Genomic DNA, 15,168 nt, shown 5'->3' with positions numbered 1-15,168 from the left:
CGGGCGTCAAGCGGGAACGCCAATTCCCGCGACGATGAGGCTTTGCCTTGTGGACCGGACGCCCCTGCGGCGGCCCGGAACGCCTTGTTGCGGCCCGATGAGGGCCGAGGACCGTGTTTGCAGACGAAATCCGCCGCGCGATCGAGGCGGCAGACCGAATCACCCTGCCGTCCGTGACCGCCCTGCTCTGGCGTGCCTACGGGGAGGGGAAGGTCACGGAGGCCGAGGCCGAGGCGCTGTCCGTTCTCATCGAGGGCCGGACCCTGTCCGGAAGCAGCCCCAGGTCCGGACAGAGCTCGAACCCAACAGGAACCAGCGCGGGCGAGGGGACAGCCGACCCCCGGACATTGGTACAGGCTGCCAGGAGGGCCGTGGGCAGCCGCCCACGCACGGACGCCAGTATGGAGCGCCGCCGCCGTTGGGCAGCCTCAGGGCGCCTGCCGCCTGGTCTTGCCGCCCGGTTCACGCTGGCCGAGCAGGCGGTGCTGTCCCTCGTGGCCGCCGAGACCGCTCGCCGGAAGGATTGCCGCCTGTCCGTGCCGAACCTCGCCGCCGTCACGGGCGTGGCCGAGACCACGGTGCGCAACGCCATCCGGGAGGCCCGAAAGCTCGGCCTCCTAACGGTCGAGGAGCGCCAGATCACCGGCTTCCGCAACGATACGAACATCGTGCGGATCATCTCGCCCGAGTGGACGGCCTGGCTGCGTCTTGCTCGGAAGGGGTCTCCTCAGATTTCAGGATACCCCACCCTGGCGCAGGGGGGAGGGTGCAAATCCGCGAACCGCACGCCTACTGAAGTTCTCATCCTGTCAGAATCGGGGAAAACGGCACCGAAAATGGGCTGCCGAGGGGCAGCGGGCGACCTCGACCAATCAGACCGTGCAAGAATCCGCGCGGGTGGTGGAGGCGGGCGAGCTATGCGGTAGGCGACTGCGGCCGTCCGGTCTGCCGAACGGTGTCATCGAACTGTCGTTCAACGGTCGCACGCAAGGAATAGGGCGGGGGCTCACAGCTCTCACGCGCCCCCAATCATGGCCTATCCCGCAATACCTCCTCGCACCGTCGCCGAATGGTTCAACTCCGGCTACCGTGGTCTACGCATCCCATGCTGCCCGACCTGCCGGATCTCGACATCGGCGACGTGGGACCAACTCGACGCTGAGGCGGTCGAAGACGTAGTTGACGTGGCCCGACGCCTGCGATGCATCTCGTGCGGCGAGGTTCCGGCCGGTCTCGGCGTAGTGGCGAGCGCCGACGATGCCGCCTTCGGATCAAAGCCCCACTAGCCAACAGAACGGCGACGATGCCGGCTGAGCACAACCTAGTAGGAGGCACGGATGAGCGACCAGCCGAACGATCCTCTAGCGGATATGAAAGCGGCCGAGGATCAGCTCACTGCCACGAACGTGGCCTTAGCTGAGTGGACCGCAAGGAAACTTGAGGACAGTTCGGCTCTCATCGAACGGCTGGAGCAGATGGGCTATGACGTGTGCGGTAAATCGCGCGAGGCTGTTGCGGAGGTGCTCAAACACCCGCCGACCCGACCCGTCGCCTAGCACGCTCGGGCCGACAGCGGTGTTTCATCCGTTTTTGGCGCAGGCAGTCGCGGGATCGAGGCGTCGCGAGGCTACCAAGGGTGGCGGGTGACCTCGACGGCGCGGCACGATTTTCGGATCCGCGTGGGTCGTAGATGCCGGGGCTGCTCTGATGGCTGAGGATCTTGGCGTTCCACTGATCATGGCCGCCGTGTTCACGGCTGGCTGTTACCTGATTTGGCGCCTTGAGCAGCGCGCCGAGCACGTTGAGCGGGTACTGCTCACAGCTCTTGGAGTGACAGTGGTGCTCGCCTTTGGGGCGACGCTGGAGCACTACATCGACGAAAACCCACCCTCCGTTCCGCAAACCTGGCCATCAGCCCAATCTGGGGGTTTGGCTCATCACGGTCACGCAGCCTTGATCGACACGTTGCAGTAAATAAGGCCCATCCTACCGCCTTCGGCAGCGGCTGCAGCCTAGGAGAAGCGCTCGCCCGACAGCGTAGCGGTTGGGCGCGAGCGGGAAGTACCCATGGACCTTTCAACCTGGAGTTTTGGGCTCTGCTTGCGGTCACGGTGCAAGGGTTGATCGTGCCGGTTGCGATCACCTGGTGGAAGGGGCGCGCCCTCGTGCCGGTTGCCCTGCTCAGCTTCGTCTTCTGGCCCGGCGCGCTGATCCTGGCGCTTCAGCTCCGACGCCGACAGGATCTGTGATCTCAGCCGAGCAGCCAGATCAGCATCATGGCTCCGGTCATAAACAAGGCGGAGGACCCGAGCACCGCGCCACCCTCGCGGTTCTGGAGAAAGAAGGTGCGGGCTATATCGAGCATCGCAGAGACCGGAGACGGGGTTCAATCCAGTCAGTGTGGCAGCTGAACTGTGCCGGTTCGAGGTCCGAATATGGCGATGAGATCAAGAAATCTGACCTGTAGCGGAGCCATCACACTCCACTGAAGAGCTTTCTGCGACGCTACTGGTTGCGGGCGTTAGGCCCGCTCACGGCACCAACTGCAGCGGCGCTAAGAGCCGCACTGATCATGACGAGCAAACCGGCCGAGATCATCGCTCAGGCTCCTTCGAACCAGACGAACCAGCACCCGAGATGGTTAACAGCCCATTAACTGTTCTCGAATTAGGGCAAAACTGTGCAGGGGATGCAATCTACGTATATGCTTAAGCTTTGGTCTTGGCGAGCCACCCAGTCGGTCTGTCAACAGCAAAGCGCATAGGGGCTGGAAACTTGGCGCCTCGACACCCGCCATCTTGTGCTCATGGCCGACCGCGAAGCAGTAAGCCTGATGGAGCCGAGAGGCTGGTAACGACCAACCCAGTTCCCGTGCCTGCGATAGCGTACAGCGCTCCTTAACTGGCATGCGCCATCATCTTCTCAGCGATCGGCTCCGGCCGCGCGCCGGAAGAGCAGCACCGGGGTCCGATGCCCCTCGGCCACGGTGCGGCCTCGCCGGCGCAGTCGCAGAGATCACGCTGGCCGAGCGCTAATCCGCAAGTTGACCTAAGCAGCCAGCCTTTCGGCCGTTTCTAAGAGGCTGATCAGCTACGCCTGGGCGTGCCCGAAGTCGGACGTTTGCCGTCCTGGTCCGGTCCGAGCACCACGGCGCAGGGCCGACTGAATGCGGTCGATCAACTCGCTGCGACGGAACGGCTTGCCCAGCACGTCCATCGCGTCAGGTTGCGGGCCGTCAATGGACATCTCGTCGTTGTAGCCCGTGGTCAGAAGCACAGACACCGCCGGATCACGCTCCCGGATCGTCGCGGCCAGCGTGATGCCGTTCGCGCCGCCGGGCATGATCACGTCCGAGAACACGAGCTTGAAGCCGTCCCCGTCAGCCTGCGCCTCGTCGAACCGCTCAAGTGCCTCCTCGGCGCTGTGAGCGATCACGACCCGGTAGCCGACATCCTGGATGGCTTCAGCGGCCATCGCTGCTGCCTCGTGGCTGTCGTCGACCACGAGGATGAGCGGTGGTGCGGTCAGGCTGTCGAGCGGCCGCGTCTGATAACCTATCGTTGGTTCTGCCCGACCCTTCTCGTCGACCTGCTGCTTCATGACCGGGAACAGCATGCGGATGATCGTACCGCGTCCGACCGTGCTCTCGACCTCCAGTTGCCCACCCGATTGCTGCACGAAGCCGTGCGCCATAGCGAGACCGAGGCCAGTCCCTTCACCGCGCCCCTTGGTCGTGAAGAACGGCTCAGTAGCCCGCGCAACGATGTGCGGTGGCATCCCGGTGCCCTCGTCCGAGATGGATAACAACACGTAGTCGCCCGGTTCGAGTTGCCGGGATCTGGCGTTACCGTTGAGATGGATCTGCTTCGTGGTGACAGTGATGGCGCCGCCGTTGGGCGAGGCATCTCGCGCGTTCACGACGACGTTGAGGAGCGCCATCTCCAGATGGGTGGCGTCGACCTGAACCTGCGGCAGACGGCGCTGCAGGCTCAGGTGCAGCGTGGCCTTGTTGCCGACTGATGTCTCCAGCAGCTCGGCCACCGAGTTTGCAAGCTCGCTCAGATCGACACCCCTCGGCTCCAGGCGGCCTCGCCGGGCGAAGGCGAGGAGTTGATGGGTCAACTTCGCACCGCGATCGGCGGCCGTTGTCGCAGCCGTGAGGTACCTCTCGAAGGCTTGGTCGTCGTGGCGCTTTTCGGACAGGCGCTCCAGGCTGCCGTTGATCACATGCAGGAGGTTGTTGAAGTCGTGGGCCAAGCCAGCCGTGAGCTGGCCGATCGCCTCCATCTTCTGCGCCTGCCGGAACTGCTGCTCGCTCTCGCGCCGGTTCGTCACGTCTAGCTGGCTGGCGAAAAAGTAGATGGTCTCGCCCGCAGGGTTGTGCACCGGCCCCATGAACACCGCGTTCCAGAACGGCGTGCCGTCCCGACGATAGTTCAGGATCTCCAGGGCGACGGCCTTGTCTTCGTCAATCGCCTCCCTGAGTTGGGCGACGTGTTTGGGGTCCGTCCCTGCACCCTGCAAGAAGCGGCAATTCCGACCTAGAACCTCGCCCTCTTCGTACCCGGTCAAGTCGAGGAAGGCGTTGTTGGCGAACACGATCGGAGTATCGGTCTGGCGTGGGTCGGCCAAGACCATGGGCATCCGGGTCATCTCGACGGCGGCAAAGAAGACGCCCCCGCGATCCTCCAAGCTCGGATCGGTGATCGTGCTCTGCTTCCAGTGGTGTAGCCCGGGACGCCCCAAGGGCTCCGAAGCGCCCCGGTCCATCGTTCCGCGCGCCGGCTCCCCTGTGCTCACACCGTGGCCGCCGGTATGCTCCGGTGCTTTCTCGTCATCGCTCATCGGGCGCATATAGTGCCAAACGGCCAAGTTCATCAGCCAACGGCGCCCATGCGTCGAGGAGGCCTAGATGTGTGGCCGATCCGCTCTCGCACCAGCGGCATGGTCTAGCTTAGCTCGTGCTGAACGAGGGGCTGGCCATGAACCGACACATCACTGCGATCCTGCTCACCACGATCGGGCTGGGCGCCTGCCAATCGGGCACCTCAGGGCCGCAACAGGCCGCCGTAACGTTGCGGGGTGCTGCTGCTCTCCAAGAGGAGGTCGTTCGTCTCAAGGCCGAGCGCGACGCGCGGCGCATCAGCTACACCGAATGGGCTGAACGGACACAGGCCGCTGCACGAGCCAGCGTGCCGCTAAGCGCGCAAGAAGAGGAGGCGCTGGAGTACCGTAGACAGCTTGCCCGTCGTGTTGATGCTGGAGAGATGACGCCGGTGCAGTTCGATCGCGAGAATGAGCGCGCCTTGCAACGGCTGAAGGCTCAACGCGGTGGAGCCTAGAAGCCAGAGGGCCGGATGAGCGATGTCGTGGCCGCTCTCCTCCTGGCGCTGGCGACCGAGAACGCCGAGCTGCGCGAGCAATTGGCCTCGGCCCAGGACATGCTCGTCGAGACCGCGATCGACGCCGGCAACATGCACGCCCTGGTCGAGGCGATGCGGACCGAGCGGGACGCGTGGCGGGAAGAGGCTGAGCGGCTGCAGGCACGGTCGACGCGCAGGGCCTGACCACGCCGTTGCGAGCAGATTGTAGAGATCAGCGAACCGGCGAGCGCCGCTGCCGTTAAAGCATCATGTCAAAATCCAATTCAGGCATGGATCACTCCTGCGAACGCCTTCGAAGCAGGATCGCCATGGGCATGCTGCTCGATGAGCAGGTGATCGCGGCGCTCGCCAGAGCCGTCGCAATCTTGCACGAGGCGAACGATCCTGGCGCGCTTGACCTTGAGCATGCGATCCGCACGCATCGCGTCGGTATCTTGAAGCGGCGGGCTATCCTCGGCGCGGCCGGGATAGACGTTTGATGGAGCAACGCTGCCGTTATGTCGTCCGAGGTGCAGCAAAGAATGGCATCGTCACCTACAAGTGTCCGACAGCGGATTGGGCGTTGCGTAAGCTGCGCGACTTCAAAGCTGCCGATTATCAGAACATTATCGTTACAGATCCGGATGGCGCGTTGCTGACAGAGGCCGACCTGATCGGCATGGTGGAGGGCTCAGGGGCTGCCCCCTCCGAAGAAGTGATCCCAGCCGCTCCTCAGATCGCGCGCCGACCAGCGATGGCATGATGTAGGTCGGTGAGCTGGATCGCGGCCTCGACACCTGCCCCGCCACCCGCCATCTTGAGCGCATGCCCGCGCCGCTGGATCCAGGGCCGCGGGGCTCGCGCCCAGTGATCAAGATCTGACGCTTGATGCCCATCTTTGAGCGTCCGAGTTGGGTGGACAACCGACCTTCGTGCCTGAGCCTTCCAACGTCCGCAGGCGTTTGGAAGCGGACAGGCTGAAGCCTCACGTTTGTGCAGGGGGCGGCTTCTGGAGCGTAGGTCTACCCAATTCCCTTGCGGCACTAATGTGATCGCGTCGTCCAGCCTGATCAGGAGTGAGACGACGCGATCGGCTCAGCCTGTCTTCGCCTGCATCTCGTCGTCCGGCTCCTCCGGCACGGTGTCACTAAACGGCACCGTCAACATGAGCTGGCCCGCCTCGTCCACGACCTCGAACGTGCACGTGAACCAGTCGCGCACGCTGTACGAACGCGTGTGGGCGATCAGATCCCGCGCCGCTGTCAAGGCGTAGTCCCGCGCTGCCGCCACGTCCGTCAGCTCGTCGCCCTCTTGATCGATCGCCAGCTTGTCGGGTCCGCGACCGTAGCGCAGGTTGAAGAAGTAGCGTGGCATCACCGCCCCTCGATCAGGCGCGCGTACTCGGCTTCGGCCTGGCCGTAGCTGCCGTCGGCCACCGTTCGGAGCAACTCACGGTCGAGCACGGTGATGCGCCCACGACGCCCGCGGATGCAACGGCCGCCCTCCAAGTTCTGCAGCGCCAGCGTCACGCCCGAGCGCTGCACGCCCAGCATCATCGAAAGGAACTCGTGCTTGATCGGCAGCTCGTTCCCGTCCGCTCGATCCAGGCACATCAGCAGCCATCGCGCGAGGCGAGTCTCGATCGTGTAGGTGGCGTTCACGTAGGCGGTCTGGCGCACCTGCACCATCTCGGTCTGCACGTAGCGCAGGAGCAGGCGCTGCAGCGATGGGCTCGCCGCGCAGGCCTCGGACATGGCCGCGGCTGGGATGCGCCAGCCTATCCCCGCTAACTGCATGAACTGGTCGTGCGGGACCCGGTCGCTGCCCAGGAGCACCGGCACCGCCCCGGCGAGGCCCTCGCGTCCGATGATCCCCACCTCGACCCGGCCGTTGCTGCCGGCTGCCGTGATCGACGAGATCCCGCTCTCCAGGAAGTATAGGTGCTCGACCGGCTGATCCGGGGTGATCAGCACCTCGCCGAGCGGCAACTCCGCGAGGAGCAGGTGCGGCTGCAGGTGGGCGAAGTCGGCGGCGGTCAGCGCCTTCAGCAGCCGGTTGCGGACGCCATCATGTCGGGCTTGGCTCACTACACCGCTCCGCGGGCGAGGACTGGGATCCACGCCGACGGGAACGAATGCTTCGGACCGAGCGTGCGCGATCCCGCCATGCAGTCGTCATCAGGTCTTCCGCGTTGATGCAGGTTAGTCGCAGCCCGTCTGTACGGATTGGGACAAAGACGAACGTCGGATTTCACACCGGACGATCGATGTATCTTCAATTCGTACCAAACCGTACATAGAACTTGGGACACACTGACCTGAGAAGATCGGTCACAACTTCTGATCCTATGTTCGGGATGGCTGATGACACAGGATGAGCGAGGCGTCGTGCTGCTGGCCGAGGCCGACCCGGTGATCGGCCTCGACCTCACCGACGCGTTGGAGCTGGCCGGCTACCGGGTCACCGGACCGATCCAGACTGCCGCCGAGGCCGAGGCGTGGCTGTTGCGCCAGAGACCAACCCTGGCGGTGATCGACGCCGTCCTGACCGACGGCTCCAGCGCCGGGCTGGTGCAGCGCCTGCGCCAGCGCGGCGTGCCCTTCCTGGTCCATGCCGCTCCCGGAGACTACTGGCAGCTCGCCGAAGCGTTCGCCGGTGCTCCATGCCTGACCCGGCCAGCCTGGCCCGGCGACGTCGTCGACCTGGTCGGGCAGCTGGCTCAACCCGCCGCGATCCCGTGCTGATGCAGACCTCACCCGCCGGTACCAATCCGCTCCTGGCCAAACTCAGCACCTATGCCGACCTCGACGTGGAGGACAGGATGTTGCTGCGCGAGGTCTGCGCCGATGTTCGCTACGTGACTGCGAACACCGACCTGATCAGCCAGGGCGATGCACCCGAGGGCGTGTTCCTGGTGCTGGAAGGCTTCGCCTGCCGGTACAAGCTGCGCCAGACCGGCGTGCGCCAGATCATGGCCTACCTCGTGCCCGGCGACCTCGGCGACCTCGACGTCACGCTGCTCGACCGCATGGACCACGCCATCGGCACGCTGTCGGCCTGCACGGTGGCGCGGCTCGCGCCCGAGACGGTCCAGGCTCTGTTGCGGCGCCCGAAGCTGGCGGCCGCCCTGCGCAAGAGCGCCCTGGTGGATGAGGCGACCGCGCGCGAGTGGCTGGTCAACGTCGGGCGCCGCTCCGCCCCGGAGCGGATCGCGCACCTGTTCTGCGAGCTGCTCGGGCGGCTGCGCGTCATCGGGTATACGGACGGGAACAGCTACATGCTGCCGCTCACGCAAGTTGATCTGGCCGACACGACTGGGCTCACCAGCGTGCACATCAACCGCTCTCTGCAGGACATGAGGAAGGCGGGATTGATCGAGCTGCGGCGGCGCCGGCTGACGATCCTCGATCTGCCGGGGCTGGTACAGCTGGCCGAATTCGACCCGAGCTACCTGCACCTTGCGTCCGGTGCATGACGTTCGATCCCTCGATACCCCAGCAGGGTACCGACGTCCGGAACGCTGACCTAGATAGACCTTCTTAGTGCCGTGTACGGTTTCGGACGCTGCCGACGGCAAGATGCTGGTCGCGCTGATGGGAGATCAGCCGTACCCATGAGCAAGTGAGAGGCGATGCAGGACGACGACGCGATCGGTGCAGGTAACGGCGCAACTTCCCGCGCCGGGACGACGAACAACCCCCTGATCCTCAAGCTGGAGAGCCTCGCCTCGCTCTGCGATGACGACAGGGCCGTGCTGGAGCGGATCAGCGCAGACCCGCAGCACGTCGAGCCTGGGACCGCCCTCATCCGCGAGGGCGACCGGCCGGACGGCGTCTACCTGATCCTCGACGGCATCGCCTGCCGCTACAAACTGCGGGCGAACGGGGCCCGTCAGATCATGGCCTACCTGGTCCCGGGCGACTACTGCGACCTGGACGTGGCGCTGCTCAAGACCATTGACCACACGATCGGCACGCTCTCGGCCTGCCAGGTGGTGCGCATCGACCTCGACACGATCCAGGGTCTGCTCCAGCGCCATCCCAACATCACGCATGCGCTGCGGCTTGCTACGCTGGTGGACGAGGCGACTTTGCGCGAGTGGCTGGTCAACGTCGGCCGCCGTTCGGCCGATGAGCGTATCGCGCACATCATGTGCGAGCTGTTGCTGCGGCTGCGCGCCGTGGGCCGGGCCACCGGCGACGGCTACGCGCTGCCGATCACCCAAGAGGATCTAGCCGACACCACCGGGCTGGCCAGCGTGCACGTCAACCGCGTCCTGATCAGCCTGCAGCAGCAGGGGCTGATCGCGCTCTCGGGGGAGCGGCTGACGATCCTGGATCTACCTCGGCTGCAGGCGCTGGCCGAGTTCAAGCCGAACTACCTGCATCTGGCGGGGAGGGAGGCGGCATGACCCTGCGCCTTCAGCCCGTGCAGGTCGCCACCGGCAGCGAGGACCAAGAGAGCCACCTCGTGTTCCACGAGGGCTTCCTCGTCGCGGTCGTGGTGCAGCTCTCGAACCAGCATGGGACCGACGCCGGCAAGTGGTTCCTGGAGGCCGGCTTCGGCCGGGTGGACGATCCGTGTCCGCCGATGTTCTCGGACATCGACGATGCGCAGGCGTGGATCAGCGCCAAGCTCGGTCTGCCGATCGCCTGAACCCGATCCGAACCGCCCCCGCTCAGGTGATGGAGCGGCAGCTACGGCAGGCGCAGGACCTCACCCATCGGCACGACGGCCAGGAGCGTGCCGGCCGCGTCGGTGATCTCGAAGCATTGGCCGTCCAGCACCTTGCCTGCCCTCAGCCGCTCGGCGAGCAGGTGCCGTGCGAAGGTGTGCGCCTCGGCCCGCGCCGCGTCGAAATCCGGCAACTCGTTGCCCTCCGGATCCGTAATCAACTGATCGCCGTCCCGGATGTGGAAGAAGAACCGCGCCATCACACCTCCACCACCGAGCCGCCGCTCGGGGGTTCACGAGCCGTTCCTATCGATACGGTGGGCACAACGTCCTAAACCGGACAGTGGTGCTGCCGCTCCTATGCTGGGTCTGAGATCGCACTTATGTCTCGATCATCGTCTGCCTGACTGATCCGGGCGCGGACGACCGAGAGATCCGTGTGCTCTTGCCCCAGTATGGGAGCGGAGCCGTGGCTCAGCCTCAGCAAGCCAGCATCCACAATCGTCTCCTCGCCACGCTGGCGCCGGAGGACTTCGCCCGCCTCGCCCCGGCACTGGAGCCGGTGTCGCTGCCTCTGCGCGAGGTGCTGATCACCAGCCAGCAGCCGATCGCACACGCCTACTTCGTCGAGGCGGGCGTGGTCTCGCTCGTGGCGGACACGGCTGCGGCGCGCATCGAGATCGGGCTGGTCGGCCGGGAAGGGCTTGCCGGGACACCGCTGGTGCTGGGCACGGATCGCACGCCGCACACCGCCGTGGTGCAGGTCGAGGGGACAGCCCTGAAGATCACGGCCGCGGAGCTGCAGGCTGCCCTACAGGCGAGTGCGCCTCTGCGCGGTGTCTTGGGTCGGTACGTGCAGAGCCTGATCGTGCAGGTGGGTCAGACCGTCTACGCCAATGCCGAGCTGACCGTTGAGGGGCGGCTCGCCCGGTGGATCCTCATGACCCACGATCGCCTGGAGCAGGACGAACTGCCGCTCATTCACGAGTTCCTTGCGGCGATGCTGGCGGTGCGTCGGCCTGGGGTGACGACGGCCCTGCACCTGCTGGAGGGGACTGGCATGATCCGCACGGGCCGCGGCCGGATCTTCGTTCGCGACCGCGAGAAGCTGGCGGAGATGGCCGGGGACACCTACGGTTTGGCCGAGGCCGAGTACGAGCGGCTTATCACGCGGGCGTAGGATCCGACACGTACCGGCAACGCACCGTCTCGTAGCCCTTGGTCAAGACCGCCGGCTATGATGCTTTTGGCGTGTCGTACGGTACAGATCTAGCCCTAAGGTAAAGGGTGTCGGCGGCCTGTATTCATTTGAAAGGCTGCGTCAGCACCGAGATCCACCGTCTGTCTGCTCATGGTCCGAAGGCAGACGTCCGACCGCATCTCGTCTGGCTTCCGAGAAGGGTCGCAAGCAGACCATACAAACCGTCGGCTCCTTCATGCTTATAAGTCACCCATAGGGCCCGCCGAACAGATCACCGAGCGCCTTCCGCCGGAACAGCGTGCGCCAGCGTCGCTTCTGATGCTCCGGCCGGTTGTGGATCATGTGGCAGCGCTGGCAGAACGCTGCGAGGTTGGCGTCCGCGTTGTTGGTGGTGTCGTGGTCTCGATGGGCCGCTGCTAGAACGACCCGTGTCCGGCGAGCATGACCGATGATGTCGGTTACAGCAGCAACACGGATCCTGCGGCCCCAGCCATCGCGCCAGCGGCCGGCATCTGCGTCCCACCAGCGGCCATCGCCGAGGTGATAGACCATCCGCCCGTGCGGCCGCCCGCAGCCTTCACAGCAGCCTTTAGCCCGGCCGAACCGGATCACGGCCGAGAGCTGCGCCCAGTCGATCGGGTAGAAGAAGCGGTGCTCGGGCCGGATCGGCATGCTGATGCTGGATATGCGGAACGCGACCCACTCTGCAGCGAAGCGGTCTTCCACCCTGTAGCATCACGGCCACAGCCGAACGGCAATGTTCTGACGGCTCGCAACCAAAGCGTCGCCGAGATGTTGTGGCGCTCTTGCATGTAGACTGCGAAGTATTACGGCGGTCGAGGGCGCGTTAAGAGGCGGTTTACTACGACACTCCCCCTCGCCACCAACCGCTGTGTCCGTAAAACTACAGCTATTTGGCTCACTGTCCGGTAGTCATAGCTCCAGATTGAATGTTGGACCTGACGTGATGACCAAGCTTCTCGCCTCGCTCGTCGCCTTCACCGCCCTGACGGCCGCCGCTTCGGCAGCCGACCTGCCGCGCCGCGTCGCCCCGCCGCCCGTGTTCACCCCCGTGCCGGTGTTCACCTGGTCGGGCGCCTACTTCGGTATCAACGCCGGCTACGCCTTCGACGCCTCCAGCCGCTCGAACAGCTCGGTGTTCGGTGTCCCGGCCCCCTACGCCGCTGTCGGCACGACCGCGACCTTCCGCGATCGCAGCCAGGACGGCTTCTCCGGCGGTGCCCAGGTCGGCTACAACTATCAGTTCACCCCGGGCTCCGGCGTCGTCGTCGGCATCGAGGCCGACGCCCAGTACCTCGACTTCGGCCGCAACCGGAACAACGCCTTCGTGAACGGCGCCGTCGCCCCGGGTTACTACGTCACCGACCCGCGCGGCCTGTCGAGCCTCGACTACTTCGGCACCGTGCGCGGCCGCCTCGGCTACGCCTTCGACCGTACGCTCGTGTACGGCACCGGCGGCTTCGCCTACGGCTCGGGCAGCGCTGACCGCTCCTTCGGCGGCTACGCCGGCAACGACAGCTTCCGCACCGGCTACGCGGTCGGCGGCGGCGTCGAGTTCGCGCTCCCCACCGAGTCGTTCCTGAACTTCTTCCGCTCCTCGGCCGTGACGTTCAAGGTCGAAGGCCTGTACGTCAACCTGGAGCGCGGCAACCGCAACCAGGGCGCCCTGGTGGTCAACGCCGCCAACCTCGTCCCGGTCGCCTACAGCGCCATCGGTCGCCGCGACGATGAGTTCGCCGTCGTCCGCGCCGGCCTGAACTACAAGTTCGGCTCGTACTAAGATCCGATCGAGCTGCTCCCGGTAGCGATGCCGGGAGATGCGTTGGTGGGCGAGGGGTAGCTGGTCCTCCTCGTCGCTCACCGTCGCCGAAGAGCAGCCCTCCGGCTGACCTTCGCTTCCCCAGCCTGATCAAACTGGCCGCTCGATCGGCAGCACCCTGGGAGCCTTCGCTCCTGGGGTGTTTCTTGTTTTGGAGCCTGAAGGGTCAGCCGATCGCCCAGAACAACGGGAGTGCGCCCACCAGGAACAGGGCTGAGGACAGGAGCACGGCAAAGCGCTCGCGATGGTAGTGGACGAAGGCGTGGGGGCTGGCGAACATGGTGAGGCCGGATCGAGGAGCACAACCTACGTTGGCCCCCTGAACCTTGACCGATCGGAGGCGCTTTAAGCCGTCCACATATGGTCGCCGACGCGTGTCACCGCCGAGTTACAAGCGGTCAGCTAGCGATCCGTTGCCCCTGTCGTTTGGCCTGCTCGAACTCCTGCAGGTCGAGGGAGAGCTGAAGGATCTGCGCGCTCTTCATACGGACGGGATCCAGAGCACCGCCGATGCCATGGCTCAAGTAGATCTCCTGCACTTCTGGAGAACGCAAGGCGCCACCCATTGTCCAATTTGGGAAGGAACGGGAGGCGACATCCTGAACATTCACGATGGTTGCGCTGGAGTGACGGCCGTCACGTGCGATGCGATTGTAGGTCTCGGTCACATTGGACCGCTCACCCTCTAGGATCTGCAAGAACCACGTCTTATCGAAGATCAGGAAGCCCGTCACACCGTTGCGGCTGTTGTTGCGCTGTGAGACGGAGACGATCTCGCGTAGGTTCGTCAGCATCTGACGGTCGCCACCGGGAACCGTGTTGCGGCTGTAGTAGACCAGCTGATGGATCATTAGGGCTTTGCCTCATTGGAGCCGCCATCGGCCCGCGTCTTGCCAGCAATAACGGCTAAGGTGCCAAATGATCCTCGGTCAACTGCTTCCAATAATGGTCTATTTTACTGTAATAATAACGTTGGATTAACGGGTATTGTGTGCCGCCTGTCCTATTTGTAGCTGCCGCTGGCATCAGCCCCACTTGGCGCGATCCAATTCTTCGGCTGCTACGGCCTTGACCACGGCGATGACGTTCTCCAGCTCGGCGACCTGGCGCAGGGCGCTCCCAGCCGGCAACTCGTCATGCTCTGCCATCGCCAGGATGAGCGTGCGCTGGTGCGCCTTCAGGCGTTCGACGAGGGCGTCTAACTTGTCGGACATGCGCAGGCTGTAGCGGCGAGATGTGGGGACCGGCAACCGCAGCAGCCTCTTACTGCTCCAAGCGGTAGATTACGCCGTCAACTATCTTGACCAGGTATCCCATGCCTATGAGTTTGTCGTGCGCCATCTCTGCAGGCGTTGCGTATCCAATCGCCTCATTCTCCATCTTCGCCCGGATGTCGTGCATCTCAAGGACGGATGGAATGCCGTGCGCGACGTGATAATCCTCGATCAAGGCGAGGGCTTTGACGATTGTGGGGTCCATGACCAGTTCTAGCTTGTTGCTGCCGCAACATGTGCCTTGCGTAGTGTTTGGAACTCGTACCCTGGGCGACGTGTGCCAGGCTTTGGCGAAGCCACACGGTGAGCTCAGCGCGCTTTTCGAGGTCGGCTCGCGTCATGCTCTCGCTCATGGTCGTTACGGGAGCGCGTATGGCGATTTACGCCTCCTCGCCCCTAGTCTGCTTGGCCACGGCAGCATTACGGCGACGGGCCGCGCGATTGTTCTCAGATACCTCCTGCGAGGCTTCCTGGTTCGTGTAGCCCTGAGCACCAGGCTTGCCGCGCGTCTGGGTCACCGTTGCGCGCAGCTTGGCGGACTTCATGTGCTTGCCGTCTTGGAAATCTGCCATGGTGTTTTCCTTCTATGTGTCGCCGTCACTCGACCCAACTACGCGCGAGCTACCGAAGGATCACCATGAGCTTGGCCACATTCTCATATTCGTCGTTCCATAGGTCGCCCTGGCGGTGTTTCTCACTCGTGTGCCGTCGATCCTTCGTCTAGGTGCCACTTCTGCACCGTGGCGTGACCTTCCTACACATCGGCAATTCGCCCGAGCTCACAGACGTGAGACGTACCCGCACGATACCCGCCCT

General features: G+C 64.6%; 23 protein-coding genes. 14 read left to right on the top strand and 9 right to left on the bottom strand.

Annotation, left to right across the window (positions count from 1 at the left end):
* Nucleotides 1-113: 113 nt before the first annotated feature.
* The 4 genes from OXS27_RS26505 (at nt 114) to OXS27_RS26490 (ending at nt 2,249) form a co-directional block, all read left to right on the top strand.
* On the top strand, nt 114-926 hold the full coding sequence (locus OXS27_RS26505) for a helix-turn-helix domain-containing protein (RefSeq protein ID WP_267360066.1): 813 nt from the start codon (nt 114-116) through the stop codon (nt 924-926).
* A 411-nt stretch (nt 927-1,337) separates the two neighbouring features.
* Nucleotides 1,338-1,556 (top strand): hypothetical protein, encoded by a 219-nt coding sequence (locus tag OXS27_RS26500; protein ID WP_267360064.1) that lies wholly within the window; start codon nt 1,338-1,340, stop codon nt 1,554-1,556.
* 151 nt (nt 1,557-1,707) lie between these two features.
* Complete coding sequence (locus tag OXS27_RS26495) at nt 1,708-1,974, top strand: hypothetical protein (protein ID WP_267360062.1); 267 nt, start codon at nt 1,708-1,710, stop codon at nt 1,972-1,974.
* Between the two features lie 146 nt (nt 1,975-2,120).
* The gene (locus OXS27_RS26490) at nt 2,121-2,249 is read left to right on the top strand and encodes a hypothetical protein (RefSeq protein WP_267360060.1); all 129 of its coding nucleotides are present in this window, start codon (nt 2,121-2,123) and stop codon (nt 2,247-2,249) included.
* Nucleotides 2,250-3,090: 841 nt separating this feature from the next.
* Here OXS27_RS26490 and OXS27_RS26485 read toward each other — a convergent pair.
* Nucleotides 3,091-4,746, bottom strand: a complete 1,656-nt coding sequence (locus OXS27_RS26485) for an ATP-binding protein (protein ID WP_267360058.1) — start codon at nt 4,744-4,746, stop codon at nt 3,091-3,093.
* A 236-nt stretch (nt 4,747-4,982) separates the two neighbouring features.
* Between OXS27_RS26485 and OXS27_RS26480 the strand changes: the two genes are divergently transcribed.
* The 4 genes from OXS27_RS26480 to OXS27_RS26465 all read left to right on the top strand — a co-directional run bounded on the left by OXS27_RS26480 (nt 4,983) and on the right by OXS27_RS26465 (nt 6,126).
* Complete coding sequence (locus OXS27_RS26480) at nt 4,983-5,342, top strand: hypothetical protein (protein ID WP_267360056.1); 360 nt, start codon at nt 4,983-4,985, stop codon at nt 5,340-5,342.
* A 15-nt stretch (nt 5,343-5,357) separates the two neighbouring features.
* Entirely contained in the window at nt 5,358-5,567 is a 210-nt protein-coding gene (locus tag OXS27_RS26475; RefSeq protein ID WP_267360054.1) for a hypothetical protein, read from the top strand.
* 125 nt (nt 5,568-5,692) lie between these two features.
* Nucleotides 5,693-5,863, top strand: coding sequence for a hypothetical protein (locus OXS27_RS26470; RefSeq protein ID WP_267360052.1), 171 nt, complete (start codon nt 5,693-5,695; stop codon nt 5,861-5,863).
* Nucleotides 5,863-6,126, top strand: a complete 264-nt coding sequence (locus OXS27_RS26465) for a hypothetical protein (protein WP_267360050.1) — start codon at nt 5,863-5,865, stop codon at nt 6,124-6,126. The genes OXS27_RS26470 and OXS27_RS26465 overlap by 1 nt, the downstream gene beginning before the upstream one ends.
* Before the next feature lie 332 nt (nt 6,127-6,458).
* Here the strand turns inward: OXS27_RS26465 and OXS27_RS26460 are convergent, their stop codons facing one another.
* Nucleotides 6,459-6,737, bottom strand: a complete 279-nt coding sequence (locus OXS27_RS26460; RefSeq protein ID WP_267360048.1) for a hypothetical protein — start codon at nt 6,735-6,737, stop codon at nt 6,459-6,461.
* Nucleotides 6,737-7,450, bottom strand: coding sequence for a Crp/Fnr family transcriptional regulator (locus OXS27_RS26455; protein ID WP_267360046.1), 714 nt, complete (start codon nt 7,448-7,450; stop codon nt 6,737-6,739). Before OXS27_RS26455 ends, OXS27_RS26460 begins: the two co-directional genes overlap by 1 nt.
* 276 nt (nt 7,451-7,726) lie before the next feature.
* Here OXS27_RS26455 and OXS27_RS26450 point away from each other — a divergent pair, with 276 nt between their 5' ends.
* From OXS27_RS26450 to OXS27_RS26435, 4 genes are all read left to right on the top strand, one after another.
* A complete protein-coding gene (locus tag OXS27_RS26450) occupies nt 7,727-8,107 on the top strand; it encodes a histidine kinase (protein ID WP_267360044.1) in 381 nt (126 codons plus the stop codon).
* Complete coding sequence (locus OXS27_RS26445) at nt 8,107-8,838, top strand: Crp/Fnr family transcriptional regulator (RefSeq protein ID WP_267360042.1); 732 nt, start codon at nt 8,107-8,109, stop codon at nt 8,836-8,838. Before OXS27_RS26450 ends, OXS27_RS26445 begins: the two co-directional genes overlap by 1 nt.
* 156 nt (nt 8,839-8,994) lie before the next feature.
* Complete coding sequence (locus tag OXS27_RS26440; protein WP_267360040.1) at nt 8,995-9,774, top strand: Crp/Fnr family transcriptional regulator; 780 nt, start codon at nt 8,995-8,997, stop codon at nt 9,772-9,774.
* Nucleotides 9,771-10,019, top strand: a complete 249-nt coding sequence (locus tag OXS27_RS26435) for a hypothetical protein (RefSeq protein WP_267360038.1) — start codon at nt 9,771-9,773, stop codon at nt 10,017-10,019. Before OXS27_RS26440 ends, OXS27_RS26435 begins: the two co-directional genes overlap by 4 nt.
* Nucleotides 10,020-10,060: 41 nt before the next feature.
* Here the strand turns inward: OXS27_RS26435 and OXS27_RS26430 are convergent, their stop codons facing one another.
* On the bottom strand, nt 10,061-10,297 hold the full coding sequence (locus OXS27_RS26430; protein ID WP_267360036.1) for a hypothetical protein: 237 nt from the start codon (nt 10,295-10,297) through the stop codon (nt 10,061-10,063).
* 209 nt (nt 10,298-10,506) lie between these two features.
* Between OXS27_RS26430 and OXS27_RS26425 the strand changes: the two genes are divergently transcribed.
* Nucleotides 10,507-11,217 (top strand): Crp/Fnr family transcriptional regulator, encoded by a 711-nt coding sequence (locus tag OXS27_RS26425; RefSeq protein WP_267360034.1) that lies wholly within the window; start codon nt 10,507-10,509, stop codon nt 11,215-11,217.
* Between the two features lie 267 nt (nt 11,218-11,484).
* Here the strand turns inward: OXS27_RS26425 and OXS27_RS26420 are convergent, their stop codons facing one another.
* Complete coding sequence (locus tag OXS27_RS26420; RefSeq protein ID WP_267360109.1) at nt 11,485-11,910, bottom strand: hypothetical protein; 426 nt, start codon at nt 11,908-11,910, stop codon at nt 11,485-11,487.
* 295 nt (nt 11,911-12,205) lie between these two features.
* On the opposite strand from OXS27_RS26420, the gene OXS27_RS26415 reads away from it, so the two are divergent.
* Entirely contained in the window at nt 12,206-13,039 is an 834-nt protein-coding gene (locus tag OXS27_RS26415; RefSeq protein ID WP_267360031.1) for a porin family protein, read from the top strand.
* A gap of 437 nt (nt 13,040-13,476) precedes the next feature.
* Here OXS27_RS26415 and OXS27_RS26410 read toward each other — a convergent pair whose 3' ends face one another.
* From OXS27_RS26410 to OXS27_RS26395, 4 genes are all read right to left on the bottom strand, one after another.
* The gene (locus tag OXS27_RS26410) at nt 13,477-13,929 is read right to left on the bottom strand and encodes a BLUF domain-containing protein (protein WP_267360029.1); all 453 of its coding nucleotides are present in this window, start codon (nt 13,927-13,929) and stop codon (nt 13,477-13,479) included.
* Nucleotides 13,930-14,103: 174 nt separating this feature from the next.
* The gene (locus OXS27_RS26405; protein WP_267360027.1) at nt 14,104-14,292 is read right to left on the bottom strand and encodes a hypothetical protein; all 189 of its coding nucleotides are present in this window, start codon (nt 14,290-14,292) and stop codon (nt 14,104-14,106) included.
* A 49-nt stretch (nt 14,293-14,341) separates the two neighbouring features.
* On the bottom strand, nt 14,342-14,557 hold the full coding sequence (locus tag OXS27_RS26400; protein ID WP_267360025.1) for a hypothetical protein: 216 nt from the start codon (nt 14,555-14,557) through the stop codon (nt 14,342-14,344).
* Between the two features lie 175 nt (nt 14,558-14,732).
* Nucleotides 14,733-14,924: a hypothetical protein gene (locus OXS27_RS26395; RefSeq protein WP_267360023.1), complete on the bottom strand. Its 192-nt coding sequence runs from the start codon at nt 14,922-14,924 to the stop codon at nt 14,733-14,735.
* Nucleotides 14,925-15,168 lie beyond the last annotated feature (244 nt).

Origin of the sequence: Methylobacterium sp. GC_Met_3 (genome assembly GCF_026540775.1) — a bacterium.
In the GTDB taxonomy this organism is placed as follows: domain Bacteria; phylum Pseudomonadota; class Alphaproteobacteria; order Rhizobiales; family Beijerinckiaceae; genus Methylobacterium.
The sequence above is the reverse complement of the archived record's forward strand: the minus strand, read 5'-3'. Positions and strand labels throughout refer to the sequence as shown.